At 41.6% G+C, this 17,432-nt stretch carries 14 protein-coding genes; 12 read left to right on the top strand and 2 right to left on the bottom strand.

From position 1 onward, the window contains the following. Positions 1-79: 79 nt before the first annotated feature. Positions 80-361, top strand: a complete 282-nt coding sequence (locus LI162_RS08835; RefSeq protein WP_020435695.1) for a DUF2325 domain-containing protein — start codon at positions 80-82, stop codon at positions 359-361. A 136-nt stretch (positions 362-497) separates the two neighbouring features. Here LI162_RS08835 and LI162_RS08830 read toward each other — a convergent pair whose 3' ends face one another. Next, entirely contained in the window at positions 498-1,193 is a 696-nt protein-coding gene (locus LI162_RS08830; RefSeq protein WP_020435694.1) for a S1 RNA-binding domain-containing protein, read from the bottom strand. Between the two features lie 46 nt (positions 1,194-1,239). On the opposite strand from LI162_RS08830, the gene LI162_RS08825 reads away from it, so the two are divergent. The 11 genes from LI162_RS08825 to LI162_RS08775 all read left to right on the top strand — a co-directional run bounded on the left by LI162_RS08825 (position 1,240) and on the right by LI162_RS08775 (position 15,496). After that, the gene (locus LI162_RS08825; RefSeq protein ID WP_227156326.1) at positions 1,240-1,389 is read left to right on the top strand and encodes a hypothetical protein; all 150 of its coding nucleotides are present in this window, start codon (positions 1,240-1,242) and stop codon (positions 1,387-1,389) included. 72 nt (positions 1,390-1,461) lie between these two features. Next, positions 1,462-3,105 carry a putative manganese-dependent inorganic diphosphatase gene (locus LI162_RS08820; RefSeq protein ID WP_055148141.1) on the top strand — a complete coding sequence of 548 codons (1,644 nt, stop codon included), beginning with the start codon at positions 1,462-1,464 and terminating at the stop codon, positions 3,103-3,105. Between the two features lie 75 nt (positions 3,106-3,180). After that, positions 3,181-3,873: a flavin reductase family protein gene (locus LI162_RS08815; RefSeq protein ID WP_054753988.1), complete on the top strand. Its 693-nt coding sequence runs from the start codon at positions 3,181-3,183 to the stop codon at positions 3,871-3,873. Continuing rightward, positions 3,870-4,895, top strand: a complete 1,026-nt coding sequence (locus LI162_RS08810; RefSeq protein WP_117539234.1) for a threonine aldolase family protein — start codon at positions 3,870-3,872, stop codon at positions 4,893-4,895. Before LI162_RS08815 ends, LI162_RS08810 begins: the two co-directional genes overlap by 4 nt. A 212-nt stretch (positions 4,896-5,107) precedes the next feature. Then, on the top strand, positions 5,108-6,403 hold the full coding sequence (gene eno / locus LI162_RS08805; protein ID WP_015529725.1) for a phosphopyruvate hydratase: 1,296 nt from the start codon (positions 5,108-5,110) through the stop codon (positions 6,401-6,403). 188 nt (positions 6,404-6,591) lie between these two features. Further along, positions 6,592-7,512: a nucleotidyltransferase family protein gene (locus LI162_RS08800; protein ID WP_227156325.1), complete on the top strand. Its 921-nt coding sequence runs from the start codon at positions 6,592-6,594 to the stop codon at positions 7,510-7,512. Positions 7,513-7,714: 202 nt separating this feature from the next. Beyond that, positions 7,715-8,731 (top strand): UDP-glucose 4-epimerase GalE, encoded by a 1,017-nt coding sequence (galE, locus tag LI162_RS08795; protein WP_020435689.1) that lies wholly within the window; start codon positions 7,715-7,717, stop codon positions 8,729-8,731. A gap of 215 nt (positions 8,732-8,946) precedes the next feature. Continuing rightward, the gene (locus LI162_RS08790; protein ID WP_226900649.1) at positions 8,947-9,612 is read left to right on the top strand and encodes a YkgJ family cysteine cluster protein; all 666 of its coding nucleotides are present in this window, start codon (positions 8,947-8,949) and stop codon (positions 9,610-9,612) included. Between the two features lie 36 nt (positions 9,613-9,648). Continuing rightward, positions 9,649-11,610: a DNA helicase RecQ gene (gene recQ, locus LI162_RS08785; protein ID WP_227156324.1), complete on the top strand. Its 1,962-nt coding sequence runs from the start codon at positions 9,649-9,651 to the stop codon at positions 11,608-11,610. A 37-nt stretch (positions 11,611-11,647) separates the two neighbouring features. Further along, positions 11,648-13,801 carry a SulP family inorganic anion transporter gene (locus tag LI162_RS08780; RefSeq protein WP_196020351.1) on the top strand — a complete coding sequence of 718 codons (2,154 nt, stop codon included), beginning with the start codon at positions 11,648-11,650 and terminating at the stop codon, positions 13,799-13,801. Between the two features lie 156 nt (positions 13,802-13,957). After that, positions 13,958-15,496, top strand: coding sequence for a polysaccharide deacetylase (locus LI162_RS08775; protein ID WP_196020353.1), 1,539 nt, complete (start codon positions 13,958-13,960; stop codon positions 15,494-15,496). 64 nt (positions 15,497-15,560) lie between these two features. Here LI162_RS08775 and LI162_RS08770 read toward each other — a convergent pair whose 3' ends face one another. Further along, a complete protein-coding gene (locus LI162_RS08770) occupies positions 15,561-17,195 on the bottom strand; it encodes an ABC-F family ATP-binding cassette domain-containing protein (protein WP_015529731.1) in 1,635 nt (544 codons plus the stop codon). Positions 17,196-17,432 lie beyond the last annotated feature (237 nt).

The following is a 17,432-nucleotide window of genomic DNA, read 5'->3' as shown; positions in this document are numbered from 1 at the left end:
AATGAATTCATAAAACATACAGGAAAAGAATAGGTAAAGTAATAGACAATCAGATTCAGATTTCAGGAGGTAATTCAGTATGAGTGTAGTAATCATTGGAGGACATGACAGAATGGTATGTCAGTATAAGAAAGTCTGTAAACAGTTTAATTGTAAGGCGAAGATCTTCACCCAGATGTCAGCAAGCTTAAGCAAACAGATTGGAAGTCCTGATCTGATCGTTCTTTTTACAAACACAGTATCCCATAAAATGGTTCGCTGTGCAGTAGAAGAAGCCGGCAGATGCAATGCGGATGTGATTCGTTGTCACACCAGCAGTAAGAATGCGCTGGAAGAGATTCTGGAGAATGTTTGTGCATAATAAATATGCTGAATTATTGAAACTATGAAAATAGAAAAGTCCCTTCAGAAGAAATAAACTTCTGAAAGGGACTTTTTCTGTATCATGCTGCCAATTACGCAGATTATCAATCTGAACAGGATCACAGCACCAATTTCTATAACTGGATATTTTTAAAGAGATCTCCAAGGTTTGTTCCGATATCTTCTGCTTTCGGGATCACAACCTTTTCAGCTTTCTCTTCAGCCTTCTCTTTGTCTTCTTCGAGAGCTTTCATGCTAAGGCTGATCTTGCCATCTTTGATACCGATGACTTTCACTTCAACTTCATCGCCAACTGTGAGAACATCAGAAGGCATTTTTACACGCTTCTGGGAGATCTGTGAAACGTGAACCAGACCGGAAAGTCCGTTCTCCAACTTTACAAATGCTCCATAGTTCTGAAGTGTTTCTACAGTTCCTTTCAGAACAGTTCCAACCTTCATACTTGCAATTTGTGCATCACGTGCTGCTTTTTCTTTTTCCTTCAGAAGCTCACGTGCAGAAAGGACAAGACGATTATTCGCCTGGTCAACATCGATCACCTGTACTTCGATATCCTTGAGAAGATAATCTTCCAGATTCTCAATATAGGAAAGGGACAGCTTAGAAGCCGGAACGAATCCGCGAAGTCCTTCTACCATTACAATTACGCCACCGTTGACAACACCTTCAATTTTAACAGGAAGAACAGTTTTCTTATCCATATAATCCTGGACTCTGTTCCATGGATTCGCATCATCGAAATGATCTTCATAGTCTGCCATTGTTTCTGTTACTTCATTTGTCTGTAATTCTTTCATTTCTTCGCTCATTAAAAGCACCTCATTTTCTTTTTCTCGTTAATCAAAAGTATAACATATGTATGAGAAAAAATACAACAAAAGAGCCAAAATCCGTGAAGAAAATGAAAAATGCGGTTGGATTAATAGAAAAAAAATGTTACTCTACTTATTGAATAGTAAATTGTCAGGTTTAATACTTAATGAAGAAGCTGTTCATGTAAGATGACAGAATACAGAGATAAATTGATGTGAGTGTAAAAGTAAATAAGAGATAAATTTGAGAAGGAGAGATAGAAAAATGGCTGAGAATAAAAAGGTGTATGTTGTAGGTCATAAGAATCCGGATACAGATTCTATTTGTACAGCAATTGCTTATGCAAATCTTAAGACAAAGATTACCGGAGAAACGTATGAGCCTCGTCGTGCAGGGCAGCTTAATGAGGAGACACAATATGTACTGGAACACTTTGGCGTAAAAGTTCCGTTATTGCTTTCTGATCTTAGAGAACAGATTAAAAATGTGGAATTGAAAGAAAGTCAGGAAATTCAGGGAAGCCTCTCAATCCGTACAGCATGGGAAAAGATGTCAGAGATGAATACTCATACGATTCCAATCACACGTAATGGTGTGCTGGAAGGTGTGATCACAAAAGGTGATATTGCGAAATCCTATATGGAAGTCTATGATAACACAATGCTTGCGAAGGCAAGAACACAGTACCGTAATATTGCAGCGGCAGTAGAAGGTGAAATTGTAACAGGAAATGAACATGGTTATTTTTATAAAGGAAAAGTAACTGTTGCAGCATCAAGCAAAGAGTTGATGACAAGCTTTATCGAGAAAGATGATCTTGTTATCATTGGGGATCGAATTGATGCACAGCAGTGTGCAGTTGATCTGGATGCAAGCTGTATGGTAGTCTGCCAGAATGATCCGATCTCAGAAGATATTCTGCGTCAGGCAGAGGCAAAAGAAATTGTCGTTATCTGGACACAGCATGATACATTTACGGCAGCGCAGCATATCAGCCAGAGTATTCCGGTAAGATCTTTCATGACAAAGGATCAACTCGTAACATTCCGCAAGAATGATTATGTAGATGATGTGAAAGAAGTGATGGCACGCAAGCGTTTCCGCGACTTCCCTGTTGTAGATAAAGATGGAAAGTTCTTAGGTCTTGTTTCCAGACGAAGACTTCTCAATGTCAGCAAGAAACAGGTGATCCTTGTCGATCATAATGAGAAGAACCAGGCAGTAGACGGAGTGGAAGAGGCAGATGTCCAGGAGATTATTGATCACCACAGATTGAGCAGTATCGAGACGATCGGACCTGTATTTTTCAGAAATCAGCCGGTTGGATGTACAGCAACAATTGTATCTCAGATGTACGAGGAAAATGGTGTCGAAATAGATCCGGTGAATGCAGGACTTCTTTGTTCCGCGATCATTTCCGATACATTGATGTTCCGTTCCCCAACTTGTACACCACTTGATGAAAGCACAGCGAAAAGGCTTGCAGAGATTGCAGGGATCAATATAGAGAAACTTGCGCAGGCGATGTTCAAGGCAGGAAGCAACCTCAAAGGAAAGACAGCCGAGGAGATTCTCTTCCTTGATTTTAAACAGTTTACAGTGAATGATACGGTATTTGGTGTTGGTCAGGTGAATTCAATGAGCGAAGAAGAGCTTGAAGAGATTAAGGCAACAGTACTTCCGGAGATGGAAAAGACAAGACAAAATCACAGTCTGGATATGATTTTCTTTATGCTGACAAATATTATTACAGAGTCTTCTGAACTGATTTGCAGTGGTAATGAAGCAAGAGAAAAGATTATCGGAGCTTATGATTTGGAAGATAATGCACAGAAACTGATGCTCAAAGGTGTCGTATCACGTAAGAAACAGCTCGTTCCGGCACTTGTATCAGCACTGCAGCAGTAAGAAGCCCAAGACATTTTTAAATAGAAAGTCAGAACCGTCTCCGTAACAGGGGACGGTTTTCAGGAGGAAAGAGAAATGGCGAAACAGGTATGGAAAGCCGGTAATATGGTCTACCCGCTTCCGGCAGTTATGGTAAGTACGGCAGATAAAGAAGGAAATACGAACATTTTTACCGTTGCATGGACAGGAACTGTATGTACAAATCCGGCGATGGTATATATTTCCGTAAGACCGGAAAGATATTCGTATCATATGATTGAAGAGAGCGGAGAGTTTGTGATCAATCTGACAACCGAACAGCTCGCCCATGCGACTGATTACTGTGGTGTGCGCTCCGGCCGGGATGTGGATAAATGGAAAGAGTGTCATTTGACTGCGAAAAAGGCAGAGAAGCTTACTTACGCACCGGTCATTGAAGAAGCACCGGTCAATATTGAATGTGTAGTGACAAAAATTGAGAAACTTGGAAGTCACCATATGTTTCTTGCAGAAGTGAAAGCGGTTCAGGTGGACGAGTCCTATATGGATGAGAAGGGCAAATTCGAACTCAATAAGACAGGTCTTCTGGCATATTCCCATGGAGAATATCTTGGACTTGGAAAAAAGATCGGAACGTTTGGATACAGCGTGAGAAAAAAGAAGACCGTTGACAAACGAACTGCTAAGAAGATCACAACAAAAAATGAATCAAGGAGCAAGAAATCTCCAGAGAAAAGAACTGTGAATAAAAATGCAACATTCAGAAAGAAAGGAAAAGCTAAGAAATGATTTCATTTGAAAATGACTATTCAGAAGGCGCACATGAGGAAATCCTGCGCAGACTGGCAGAAGTAAATAAAGAAGGAATTACAGGATACGGAAATGATTCATATTGTGAATCCGCAAAGGAAAAAATCCGTCAGGCATGTAAATGCCCGGAGGCAGACATTTACTTCCTTGTGGGAGGAACACAGACAAATCAGACAGTAATTGATTCCGTGCTCCAGAGCTATGAAGGCGTTATCGCAGCTGAGACAGGTCATGTTGCATCACACGAGGCGGGTGCGATTGAAGCATCCGGTCATAAAGTACTGACCCTTCCGCAGCTGGAAGGAAAGATTCAGCCCAAAGATGTGGCAGATTATTTGAATCAGTTTTATAGTGATGGGAATCATGAACACATGGTTTTCCCGGGGATGGTCTACATCTCTCACCCAACAGAGTATGGCACACTGTATACACGTGGCGAACTCGCAGAGCTTTCTGATATCTGTCAGCAGTACCATATTCCACTGTATCTCGATGGAGCACGTCTTGGATATGGTCTTGCAGTAGAAGATACAGATGTGACAATGGAAGATATTGCAGAATATTGTGACATTTTCTATATTGGTGGAACAAAGGTAGGTGCCTTCTGCGGAGAGGCAGTTGTATTTACAAAAGAAAATGCACCGAGACATTTTGTGACACTGATCAAACAGCACGGAGCACTGCTTGCCAAAGGGTGGTTCCTTGGTGTTCAGTTTGATACGTTATTTACAGATGATCTGTATATGAAAATCAGTAAGAATGCAATCACAACAGCTGCGAGACTAAAAGAAATTCTGAAAGAAAAAGGATATGACTTCTATATTGATTCTCCGACGAACCAGATCTTTGTTGAGATGGAAGATGAGAAGCTGAAAGAACTGGAGAAGAATGTCAGGGTCAGCTTCTGGGAGAAGACGGATGAGAAGCATACGGTGGTGAGATTGGCCACCAGTTGGGCAACAAATTTTGAGAAGGTTGAGAAGCTGAGAGAGTATTTATAAAAAAGTAAGAATATAAATAATAGCAAGTACAGATAATATATAGAAGTTCATAAAATGAGAATCATTATCAAGTAAAAATATTGCGTTTTGTAAAGAAACTTGATAGAATACATATAGTTAGAGAAAACTAACTGTGTGAATAAATCATGTATACTCCTTTGTCTGTAATACCTGAACACAGGCGAGGGAGTCCTCAGAAAGGATGGACAACTATGAATTATCTGGAAATTGAAAAAGTAATTGGAAGAGAAATTATCGACTCGCGCGGAAATCCAACGGTTGAGGCAGAAGTGCATCTTGTAGATGGAACTGTAGCAAGAGGTGCGGCTCCAAGTGGTGCTTCTACCGGAGAATTTGAGGCACTTGAACTTCGTGATGGAGACAAGTCAAGATTCGGTGGAAAAGGTGTTTCCCGTGCGGTAGAAAATATTAATACAACAATCAACAGTGCATTAGTTGGAATGGATGCAGGCGACACTTATGCAATTGATCAGGCTATGATCCAGGCAGATGGAACAAAAGATAAATCAAATCTTGGCGCAAATGCAATTCTTGCGGTTTCAATCGCATGTGCAAGAGCGGCAGCAGATGCACTTGAGATTCCGCTGTACCGTTTCCTTGGAGGAGTGAATGGAAACAGACTTCCTGTTCCAATGATGAACATTGTAAATGGTGGGTGTCATGCACTTTCTTCCGGACTGGATGTGCAGGAGTTCATGATCATGCCGGTTGGAGCACCGTCTTTTAAAGAATGCATCCGCTGGTGTACAGAGGTATTCCATGCACTTGCAGGAATCTTGAAAGACAGAGGACTTGCAACATCTGTAGGTGATGAGGGTGGATTTGCCCCGGCACTGAAATCAGACGAAGAAGCGATCGAGACAATTCTTGAGGCTGTGAAGAAGGCTGGATATGAGCCTGGAAAAGACTTCAAGATCGCGATGGATGCGGCATCTTCAGAATGGAAGACAGGGACGATTGGAGAGTATAAACTTCCAAAGGCAGGAACAGTCTATACTTCAGAACAGCTCATTGACCACTGGAAGAAACTGGTAGAAAAATATCCGATCATCTCAATCGAAGATGCACTTGATGAGGAAGACTGGGAGGGCTGGAAAAAGCTGACAGCAGAGCTGGGAGATAAAGTTCAGCTGGTTGGAGATGATCTTTTTGTCACAAACACAGAGAGACTGGCGAAAGGAATTAAGCTTGGATGCGGAAATTCTATTCTGATCAAACTGAATCAGATTGGGTCTGTATCTGAGACTCTTGAAGCAATCAAGATGGCACACAAAGCAGGTTACACAGCAATTTCTTCCCACCGTTCCGGTGAGACAGAGGACACAACGATTGCAGATCTTGCAGTAGCGCTGAATACCTGCCAGATCAAGACCGGAGCGCCGAGCCGTTCGGAGCGTGTAGCGAAATATAATCAGTTACTCCGCATCGAGGAAGAACTTGGAACAAGCGCAGTATATCCGGGGAATGACGCATTTAATGTGAAATAACATCAGTAAAATAACCTGACAGTCAGGAAAATCCATGCATTTTATGATCTCAGTGGGATGAAATGCATGGATTTTTGTGCATATATTTCTTTGATTTTCATCTAGATTTTTTTATCTATATGTCATACAATAGAAATATAATTGCCATTAGGCAACATAATATTTAAAAATATTTGGAGGATTTCATTATGAAGAAACCGGTTCTGGTCATTATGGCAGCAGGAATGGGAAGCAGATATGGCGGGCTGAAGCAGATTGACCCGGTAGATCAGGAAGGACATATTATTATGGATTTCTCGATCTTTGATGCAAAACGCGCAGGATTTGAGAAAGTCGTATTTATTATTAAGAAAGAAAATGAAGCAGATTTTAAAGAAGCTGTTGGAAAGAGAATTGAGAAGATCATGGATGTAGCGTATGTATTCCAGGATCTGAACAATCTCCCGGAAGGTTACGAAGTTCCGGAAGGACGTGTAAAGCCTTGGGGAACAGCACATGCTGTTTTAAGTGCGATCGATGAGGTGGATGGACCATTTGCAGTAATCAACGCGGACGATTATTACGGACGTCATGCATTTGAGACAATCTATGAATTCCTTACAACACATGAAGATGATGATAAGTACCGTTATACAATGGTAGGTTATCGTCTGAAGAATACAGTTACAGATAACGGACATGTTGCTCGTGGCGTATGTGAACTCAATGAGGCGAAAGAGCTGGTTGGAATCACAGAGCGTACAAAGATCGAGAAGCGTGACGGTGGAATCGCTTTCTCAGAAGATGACGGAGAGACATGGACAACTATCGACGGAGATACTCTTGTATCCATGAATATGTGGGGATTCACAAGAAGTATTTTAGATGAGATCGAAGCAGGATTCCCGGCATTCCTTGAGAAAGGTATTAAGGAGAATCCAATGAAATGTGAGTACTTCCTGCCATCCGTAGTCAGTGACCTTCTGGCAGAGGGCAGAGCAACCGTAAGAGTGCTTGAATCCGAAGATAAATGGTATGGAGTTACATACAAAGAGGACAAGCCGGTTGTAGTTGCAGCGGTACAGGCTTTGAAAGACGAAGGTCTTTATCCACAGAAATTGTGGGATTAGATTATGTGTTGTCAGTTACAGAATTTGTGAATCATAATGATTATGCAACATTTTTACCATAAGAGGAACTATTCGTATAAAGATTTTTGTGGTGGATGTGTTATAATCAGAGACAACAAAGCAAAGATAAGCAAGCTGCTGAACACAGTTACTGTGAGTGGCAGCAGCCTGAGCAGTCAAAGCTCAAAGGAGGATTTTAAAAATGGCAATTTTAGTAACAGGAGGCGCCGGATTTATCGGAAGCCACACATGTGTAGAACTTTTGAATGCAGGATATGATGTTGTAATCGCAGATAACCTTTACAATGCATCTGAGAAGGCAGTAGACAGAGTAAAGCAGATCACAGGAAAAGACCTGAAGTTCTATAAAGCAGATATCCGCGACAAAGAAGCAATGAACGAGATCTTTGAGAAAGAAGAGATCGAGTCGGTTATTCATTTCGCAGGACTCAAGGCAGTAGGTGAATCCGTTGTTAAACCACTCGAATACTACGAGAATAACATTGCCGGAACTTTAGTTCTCTGTGATGTAATGAGAAATCATGGTGTGAAGAATATCATCTTCAGTTCTTCTGCAACAGTATATGGTGACCCGGCATTTATCCCGATCACAGAAGAGTGCCCGAAGGGAACATGTACAAACCCATACGGATGGACAAAATGGATGCTGGAGCAGATCCTGACAGATCTTCATACAGCAGATCCGGAGTGGAATGTCGTACTTCTTCGTTACTTCAATCCAATCGGAGCTCATGAGAGCGGACTGATCGGAGAAGATCCAAAGGGAATTCCGAACAACTTGATTCCATACATTACACAGGTTGCAATCGGTAAACTTGAGTGCCTCGGTGTGTTTGGAGATGATTATGATACACCTGACGGAACAGGTGTCCGCGATTACATCCACGTAGTTGATCTCGCAGTGGGACATGTCCGCGCAGTAGAAAAACTGAAAGAGAAAGCAGGAGTTTCCGTATATAATCTTGGAACAGGAAACGGATATTCCGTACTTGACATGGTGAAAGCATTCTCCAAAGCTTGTGGAAAAGAGATCCCTTACCAGATCAAGCCACGCCGTGCAGGAGACATTGCTACATGTTACTGTGATGCTTCCAAGGCAAAGGAAGAACTGCACTGGGTAGCTGAGAGAGATCTGAACAAGATGTGTGAAGATTCCTGGAGATGGCAGAGCATGAATCCAAACGGATACGAGGATTAAGTTTGATTAATCATTTATAATGTGAAATAAAAAGTTGTTGATGAGCAGGGGCGCACGATGATAGTGCGGTTTCCTGTGCTATCAACAACTTTTTTGTATCATTTGTAAATTATGTTAACCAACCGCGAACAGCAACACAGCTCTTGCAACCAACAGTCCATCTGTATTATACTAATAGAACACGATTAAATTCAGAAGAAATTGGAGATAGAAAAATGAAGCGCGAAGTAGATCTTAATGAAATTTCAGACGGACGTCTGTATTCCTCCGGAGATATGGTTAAGGTGGACTGTCATGATTGTGAAGGCTGCTCTGCATGCTGCCAGGGAATGGGAAATTCCATCCTATTGGATCCAATGGATCTGTGGAGATTGCAACTCGGAAAAAAAGAGAATTTTGATACACTGCTTGCAAACTATCTGGAATTGAATGTAGTTGACGGGATGGTACTTCCTAATTTAAAGATGGCAGGAGAGGAAGAAGCCTGTCTGTTCTTGAAAGATGGAAGATGTTCTATTCATGGATACAGACCGGGAATCTGCCGTTTGTTCCCTCTTGGACGTATTTATGAGGAGAATGGATTCAAGTATTTTATCCAGGTTCATGAGTGTAAGAAGCAGGAACGTGGTAAAGTGAAGATTAAGAAGTGGCTTGGAATTGCAGATCAGAAGAGATACGAAGATTTCGTGTGGAGATGGCATACATTTCTTAAGAACTGTGAAGAAGGAATGAAAGAACTTGATGAGCAGAACGCGAAAGTACTGACGGTTGTGGTTCTCCGCAACTTTTATCAAATGCCTTATCAGGCAGAGGAAGAAGCACAGTTTTATCCGGAATTTGAAGAAAGACTGGAAAGACTGAATGCAATGTTTGGATTTTAGAAGTGAAAGTTAACAACAGGTGAAAGGCATCAGTAGATGGAAAGCAACAGTAGAAAAACACAGATATTAAAAGAAATTTTTGGATACGATTCTTTCCGTAAAGGACAGGAGGAGATTGTAGATCAGATTTTGAATGGAAGAGATGTGTTGGCAATCATGCCGACTGGAGCGGGAAAGTCACTTTGTTATCAGGTTCCGGCACTTCTGATGTCTGGGATCACGATCGTAGTATCACCGCTGATTTCATTGATGATCGATCAGGTGAAGGCACTGAATGAAGCAGGAGTTCATGCAGCGTATATTAACAGTGCACTGACAGAACGGCAGATTACAAAAGCATTAGAACTGGCAGCGGCAGGCAGATATAAGATGATCTATGTCGCTCCGGAACGCTTGTTGACACCACGGTTTCTGGACTTTGCATGTCATACAGAACTTTCTATGATGACAATCGATGAGGCTCACTGTATTTCCCAGTGGGGACAGGATTTCCGCCCAAGTTATGTGAAGATCACAGAATTCATCCGCCAGCTTCCAAGACGCCCGGTCGTCAGTGCATTTACAGCAACAGCAACACAGAAAGTAAGAGAAGATATTCTTGAAGTACTTGATCTTGAATCTCCTTATATAAATGTATCCGGTTTTGACAGAGAGAACCTTTACTTCGAAGTAAGACCAGCGCGTGGGAAGAAGGATGCAATTAAGGAATATCTTACACAGCACAGAGAAGACAGTGGAATTATTTACTGTGCAACAAGAAAAAATGTAGATGAACTCTATTTGGAATTGCAGAATGCCGGATTCTCTGTTGGAAGATATCACGCAGGAATGGGGACAGAGGCAAGAAATGAAAGTCAGGAAGATTTCATTTATGACAGGATAGAGATTATGATCGCAACGAATGCATTTGGAATGGGAATAGATAAGTCCAATGTCCGTTTTGTACTTCATTATAATATGCCGCAGAGCATGGAAAATTATTACCAGGAGGCAGGCAGAGCCGGACGAGACGGAGAACCGGCAGAATGTATCCTTTTCTATTCACCGCAGGATATCATGATCAATCAGCTCCTGCTGGATAGTAAAGAGCAGATTGGAGAATACACAGAAGAAGAACTCCGGGTGATCCGGGAACAGGATGTTCTCCGGCTGCGTAAGATGAGTAATTATTGTACGACAAGCATGTGTCTTAGAAAATACATATTGAATTATTTTGGACAAGAGACAGAAGAACATTGTGGGAATTGTTCCAATTGTCTGGAAGAATTCGTAGAGCTTGATGTCGGAGAGATTGCGGCAGACGTGATCGAGTGTGTGCGCGAATCCAGACAGAGATACGGTATGACAATGATCCTTTCCACACTGGCGGGAGCGAATACAGCGAAGATCAGAAGTGCAGGGATGAATGAACTTTCCGTTTATGGAAGACAGAGTAAATGTTCTCAGCAGAGGCTGAAAGACGTAATTTATACACTGCTCGAACACGGATACCTTCAACAGAGCGCAGATCGTTATGCGATCCTGAAACTGACAGACCGGTCAGAAGAATTACTGGAATCAAGAGAATTGAAACTTCGCTGCAAGAAGTCAGAACTTACAGAAAAGAAAAAGTCCGGAAGTGGAAAGAAAGCGTCTCATAGAAAGGGAGAGAGTTTCGGGAATCTTACAGATAAAAGCCGAGAATTATTCGAAGAATTGCGTTCTATGCGTTATTCGCTGGCAAAGAAAAAAGGAATTCCGCCATACATGGTCGCTTCAGATCGTACATTACATGAGATGTGTGTACTTGTTCCATTGAAAAAAGAGGAACTGCTTGAAGTACACGGTATGGGACTTAAGAAATATGAACAGTACGGAGCAGTTTTTCTTGATAAGATTCAAGAAGTGACAGCAGGTGATAAAAAGGGTTACGGTATATCAGAAGATGCTGATGGAACAGATGCAGTTCAGAACCAGAATCCTTTGGACATCGGACCATTTGGAAGCGTAGAGAATTAACAGCAAAAAAGAAGTAAAAGAAAGAAGTGACATAAAAGTGTCTGTAAAAATATTTTCAACATTAAAAAATTATAAAACAGAATATTTGCCAAAAGATATTTTAAGCGGAATTATCATGGCAGCGGTCTCAATTCCAATCTCTATGGGGTATGCACAGATCGCAGGCGTTCCGGCAGTGTATGGACTTTATGGATCTGTTCTGCCGATCCTGCTATTCGCCATGCTCTCAACTTCAAAACAGTTTATCTTCGGAGTAGATGCGGCACCGGCGGCAATTGTCGGAGCTGCACTGGCAACACTTGGAGTGACGGCAGAATCAGCCCAGGCATTGCAGTATGTACCATTGATCGCATTGTTTACAGGACTCTGGTTATTGTTGTTTTATCTTTTACATGCAGATAAGATTGTTGATTTTATCTCAACACCGGTTATGGGTGGATTTATCAGTGGTATTGCGGTGACAATTATTATGATGCAGATTCCGAAACTGATGGGAAGCCCGGCGGGGACTGGAGAATTCATAGAACTTGCAGAACACATTTTTCAGGCAATCACAAAGATAAACTGGTTGTCCTTTGGAATGGGAATTGGAGCACTTGTAATCTTGATTGTATCCAAAAAACTGATTCCAAAGTTCCCGATGGCAATCGTTATTATGATTGCCGGAGTTCTCTCGACAATTGTCTTTCATGTAAACCAGTATGGTGTAGTTCTCCTGCAGGCAGTTCAACCAGGGCTTCCGCGGCTTATTTTCCCGGATTTTACAGGGATCAATCTTACCCAGGCTGTGGGAAGAGCACTTATGGTTGCTGTTGTGATCATGGCAGAGACACTTTTGTCAGAGAACAATTTTGCATCCAAAAACGGATATGAACTGGATGACCGTCAGGAAATCCTTGCCTGTGCCGCAGGAAATCTTGCTGCCGGTGCAGTAGGATGCTGTCCGGTAAATGGAAGTATTTCCAGGACTTCCATGAATGAACAGTATGGAGGAAAGACACAGGTTGTATCCATTACAGCGGGACTGACCATGGCAGTTGTACTTATAGGTGCAACCGGATTTATCGAATATCTTCCGGTTCCGGTATTGACGGCAATCGTAATCTCTGCACTGATGAATGTTGTAGAGACACATCTTGCAGTACGCTTATTTAGAGTAAGCAGAAACGAATTCTATATTTTTATTGCAGCAGGGATCGGTGTGCTGTTCCTTGGTACGATTTACGGAGTTGTGATCGGAATTTTGTTATCTTTTGTTGCAGTGATTTTAAGGGCTACAAACCCTCCGAGATCTTTCCGTGGAATGATTCCGGGAAAAGAAGTTTATTATGATCTGGAGAGAAACCGTTTTGCATATCCAATCAAGCATGTGATTATTTACAGATTTAGCGAGAACCTTTTCTTTGCAAATAACAAAGTGCTGGTTTCAGATATTGAAAACAGCATCAAAGAGGATACAAAGGTCGTAATTCTGGACGCATCAGCAATCAACAGCCTGGATATTACAGCGGCAGATGCACTCGAAATGCTTGCAGCAAGTCTGAAAAAACGTGGAATTAAGTTCTATATCACAGAACATTCCAGAGAAGTTAACGATCAGATGAGAAAGCTTGGAATCGGACATTTGATAAAAGAAGGTGCTGTGCGAAGAACAATTCTTGCGGCACTTCATGATGCGGGGATTGAGCAGCCTTGCCCATTGGATATTCCAGAAGAAGATCTCGAAAAACTTAAGCGAAGAGAATATTTTTCCCTTCCTGCAGAAGAAGAAAATACACTGGAAGAGTTTGCATGGGCATTTGGTGATGATGCAGTCAAAGAAATTGAGAAACGAGTGCTTTCTATTGTGAAGCAGATCCATGAGATTACAGATCTCGAGAAACTTTCCGAAGAAGGAATCAAAGAAAAACTGGAATTTTGGAATTCACTTGGAGCACTTGATGAAGATGAGTTGCTCCGCAGAATGGAGCTTCACTTAGATGATCTTCCAAGTGATGTAAAAGAAAACAAAAAACTCGTCATTGAATTAATCGAGCGTAGAAGAAGAAAACTTAGAGATCGTCTTCTGAAAGAGCATCCAGAGATTGTTGAGCATATTGAAGAGCGAAGAGAGCGGCTGGAGCGAAGACTTGAGAAACAGAATCCAGATGCAGTAAAGCGTCTGAAACACTGGAAAGATGAAGAAATCTAAAGAATAATCTTTAAGATTCTTAATAAATCATTAGGATTGTCAAAGTTCCCTTGTTTCTGCAAAAAAGGAATGCTATGATTAATATGGAAGAAAAAGTCAGGGGACAATTTTGATTGTCCCCTGATTTTAAGAATAGAAAAGAAAAAAGGGATAAGCATGTGGTCTAAAGAAACAAAAGAAGAAAAAGAACGCAAGAAAGAACAAGCGTTTTACGAACATTATAGCGCGATGGGAAAAAGCACAGATTCCATTAGAAAAGAGTGGGAGAGACGCAAGAGGAATGAACAACGTATTCGACGCCTCAAGAGACGAAGGAGAATTGCAATCGTATTGATTCTGCTCGTTGTATTAGTTCCGGCAGTTTCAACATTTACTTATTTTAAAATGAATCCGATTGTATTACGGAGTAAAGTGATCGCGCAGGAAAAGAAAGAAAGTATGGATCTGATGTCCAACATCCGTTTCGTTGTTGGTGGAAAAGCGAAAGATGTGAAGACAGAAGGCAAAGTAGATACGAATAAAGAAGGAAAATATACGGTTTACTATGTCTATGGTAAACAAAAAGTAAAAGCTGAAGTCGAAGTTAAGGATACAAAAGCACCTGAGCTTAAAATGAAAGACAGTTATACAACAGAACTTCCGAAAGATATCAAGCCGGAAGATTTTGTAGAATCAGTAAAAGATGCATCAGATGTCACACTTGAATTTGTCGGACAGGATTCCTGGGAGAAGAAAGGAAAATACGGAGTAACTGTTGCTGCAACAGATAGTGACGGTCATAAAACAGAAGGTAAATCAACACTGAATCTGGAAGAGGATACAACAGGACCGACTATTGAAGGAGCAGATGATAAAGAACTTGCACAGGGCGATACGATGGACTTGAATGAAGGGGTTACGATAAAGGATGATATGGATCCAGAGCCAACATTGGAAGTACAGGGTGCTGACAAAGTGGAATTTGCGACACCGGGAACCTATATTGTCACCTATCTTGCAAAAGACCGTTCCGGAAATGAGACAAAGATTGAGCGAAAGATCAAAGTGAAAAAGAATCCGGATTGGAATGAGAAAGTTGTTTATCTGACTTTCGATGATGGTCCGTCAGAGAATACCGGAGAGATTCTTGATATCCTGAAAGAAAAAAATGCAAAGGCAACCTTCTTCGTCACAGGAAATAATCAGGAACATGATGATATGATAAAAAGAGCCTTTTCCGAAGGACATTCGATCGGACTTCATACCTATACACACGATTATGCAACAGTTTACGCATCCGAAGATGCATACTTCGCAGATCTGCAGAAAGTATCGGATCTGGTAGAGAGTATCACAGGAACAAAATCCATGATCATTCGTTTCCCGGGAGGATCCAGCAACACCATCAGTGCAAAATATGTCAAAGGATTGATGACAACACTTACGAAAGCAGTGAGAGACAAAGGATATCAGTATTTTGACTGGAACTGTGATTCTACTGACGCAAGCGGAAATAATGTGCCGGTAGAAAAGCTGGTTTCCAACGCAACATCCTGCACGGCAAATCATGTTGATATTCTGATGCATGATACAGATGCAAAAGATACAACCGTACAGGCATTGCCACAGATTATTGATTACTATAGAAGTCAGGGATACACATTCAAAGGACTGACCGTTGATAGTGTGGCAGCGCACCATGGAGTGAATAATTGATAAATATTAGAAAGAGCCAGGACAGGCACAACACACGGTGTCTGTTCTGGCTCTTAATTATATCTTAATCCTCATCATCTGTCTGTACAGAGTAAGTCTGTCTCTTTCTTGCCATCTCATCGCTCTCAAGATATTCATCGTAAGTTGTGATCTTATCGATCAGCTTACCGCCCGGAACAATCTCCATGATACGGTTCGCTGTTGTCTGTACGATCTGGTGGTCTCTGGAAGTAAAGAGAAGTACTCCAGGGAACTTGATCAGACCGTTGTTGAGTGCTGTGATAGATTCCATATCCAGGTGGTTTGTTGGCTCATCAAGAAGCAGTACATTTGCTCCTGAGATCATCATCTTGGAGAGCAGGCAGCGAACCTTCTCACCACCGGAAAGTACAGCAACTTTCTTCACTCCGTCTTCACCGGAGAAGAGCATTCTTCCAAGGAATCCACGAACATAAGTTACATCCTTTTCCTCTGAGTACTGTGTCAGCCACTCTGTGATATTGTAGTCATTGTCGAATTCTCCGCCGAAATCCTTCGGGAAGTAAGCCTGAGAAGTTGTAACTCCCCATTTATATGTTCCCTCATCCGGTTCCATCTCACCGATCAGGATCTTGAAGAGGATTGTCTTAGCAAACTCATTACCACCAACAAAAGCAACTTTATCCTCACGGCCAAGTGTGAATGTAAGATTATCAAGAATCTTCTCGCCGTCAATTGTCTTGGAAAGTCCTTCTACAGTGAGAACTTCATTACCAATCTCACGGTTCGGACGGAAGTCAATGTAAGGATATTTACGGCTGGAAGGTCTGATCTCATCAAGCTGGATCTTCTCCAGGGCACGCTTTCTGGAAGTAGCCTGTTTGGACTTGGAAGCGTTCGCACTGAATCGGGAAATAAATTCCTGCAGCTCTTTGATCTTTTCTTCTTTCTTCTTGTTTGCTTCTTTCATCTGACGGATCAGCAGCTGGCTTGACTCGTACCAGAAGTCGTAGTTTCCTGCGTAAAGCTGGATCTTGCCGTAATCGATATCGGCAATCTGTGTACATACCTTGTTCAGGAAGTAACGGTCATGGGATACAACGATAACAGTGTTGTCAAAGTTGATCAGGAATTCTTCCAGCCATGCGATCGCATCAAGATCCAAGTGGTTGGTAGGCTCGTCAAGAAGCAGGATATCCGGGTTTCCGAACAGTGCCTGTGCAAGAAGAACCTTGACCTTCTCAGAACCTGTCAGGTCTTTCATCAGTTTATAATGAAGCTCTGTCTCGATACCAAGTCCGTTCAGAAGATTGGCAGCATCAGATTCTGCTTCCCATCCATCCATTGTAGCGAACTCAGCTTCCAGCTCACTTGCTTTGATTCCGTCTTCATCTGTGAAATCTTCTTTTGCGTAAATTTCTTCTTTCTCTTTCATGATTTCATACAGACGTGCATTTCCCATGATAACTGTATCAAGAACAGGGAATTCGTCATATTTGAAATGATCCTGCTGAAGGAAAGAAAGTCTCTCGCCCGGGGAGATAACTACATCACCGGATGTCGGCTCAAGCTGTCCGGAGAGAATCTTAAGAAATGTAGATTTACCGGCACCATTCGCACCGATCATTCCGTAGCAGTTCCCCTCTGTGAATTTGATGTTAACATCTTCGAACAGCGCCTTTTTCCCGACGCGAAGGGTTACGTTATTTGCACTAATCATTTGAAAGTCTCCTTGTAAATAAATTAGAATTGTGATTACGTTGTTATAATTGTTCTTTTTCAAATACGTGTGAATAAGAACATACCAATCCATATATTAACATAGAAGAAAGGGTGCTGACAAGTACTGAAATAGAAAAAAGCATACGAAAAAGCAGGGCAAACTGTGTGAAAATGTATAAGCAGGGTTGTTTCATGAAGGATTTTTAAAAACATAAAAAGATCAGATTTTATCGGG

It is taken from the genome of Mediterraneibacter sp. 210702-DFI.3.120 (assembly GCF_020561005.1).
Lineage (GTDB): Bacteria > Bacillota > Clostridia > Lachnospirales > Lachnospiraceae > Mediterraneibacter > Mediterraneibacter faecis.
Note: the sequence above shows the minus strand (reverse complement) of the source record. Positions and strands in the feature narration are given on the sequence as shown.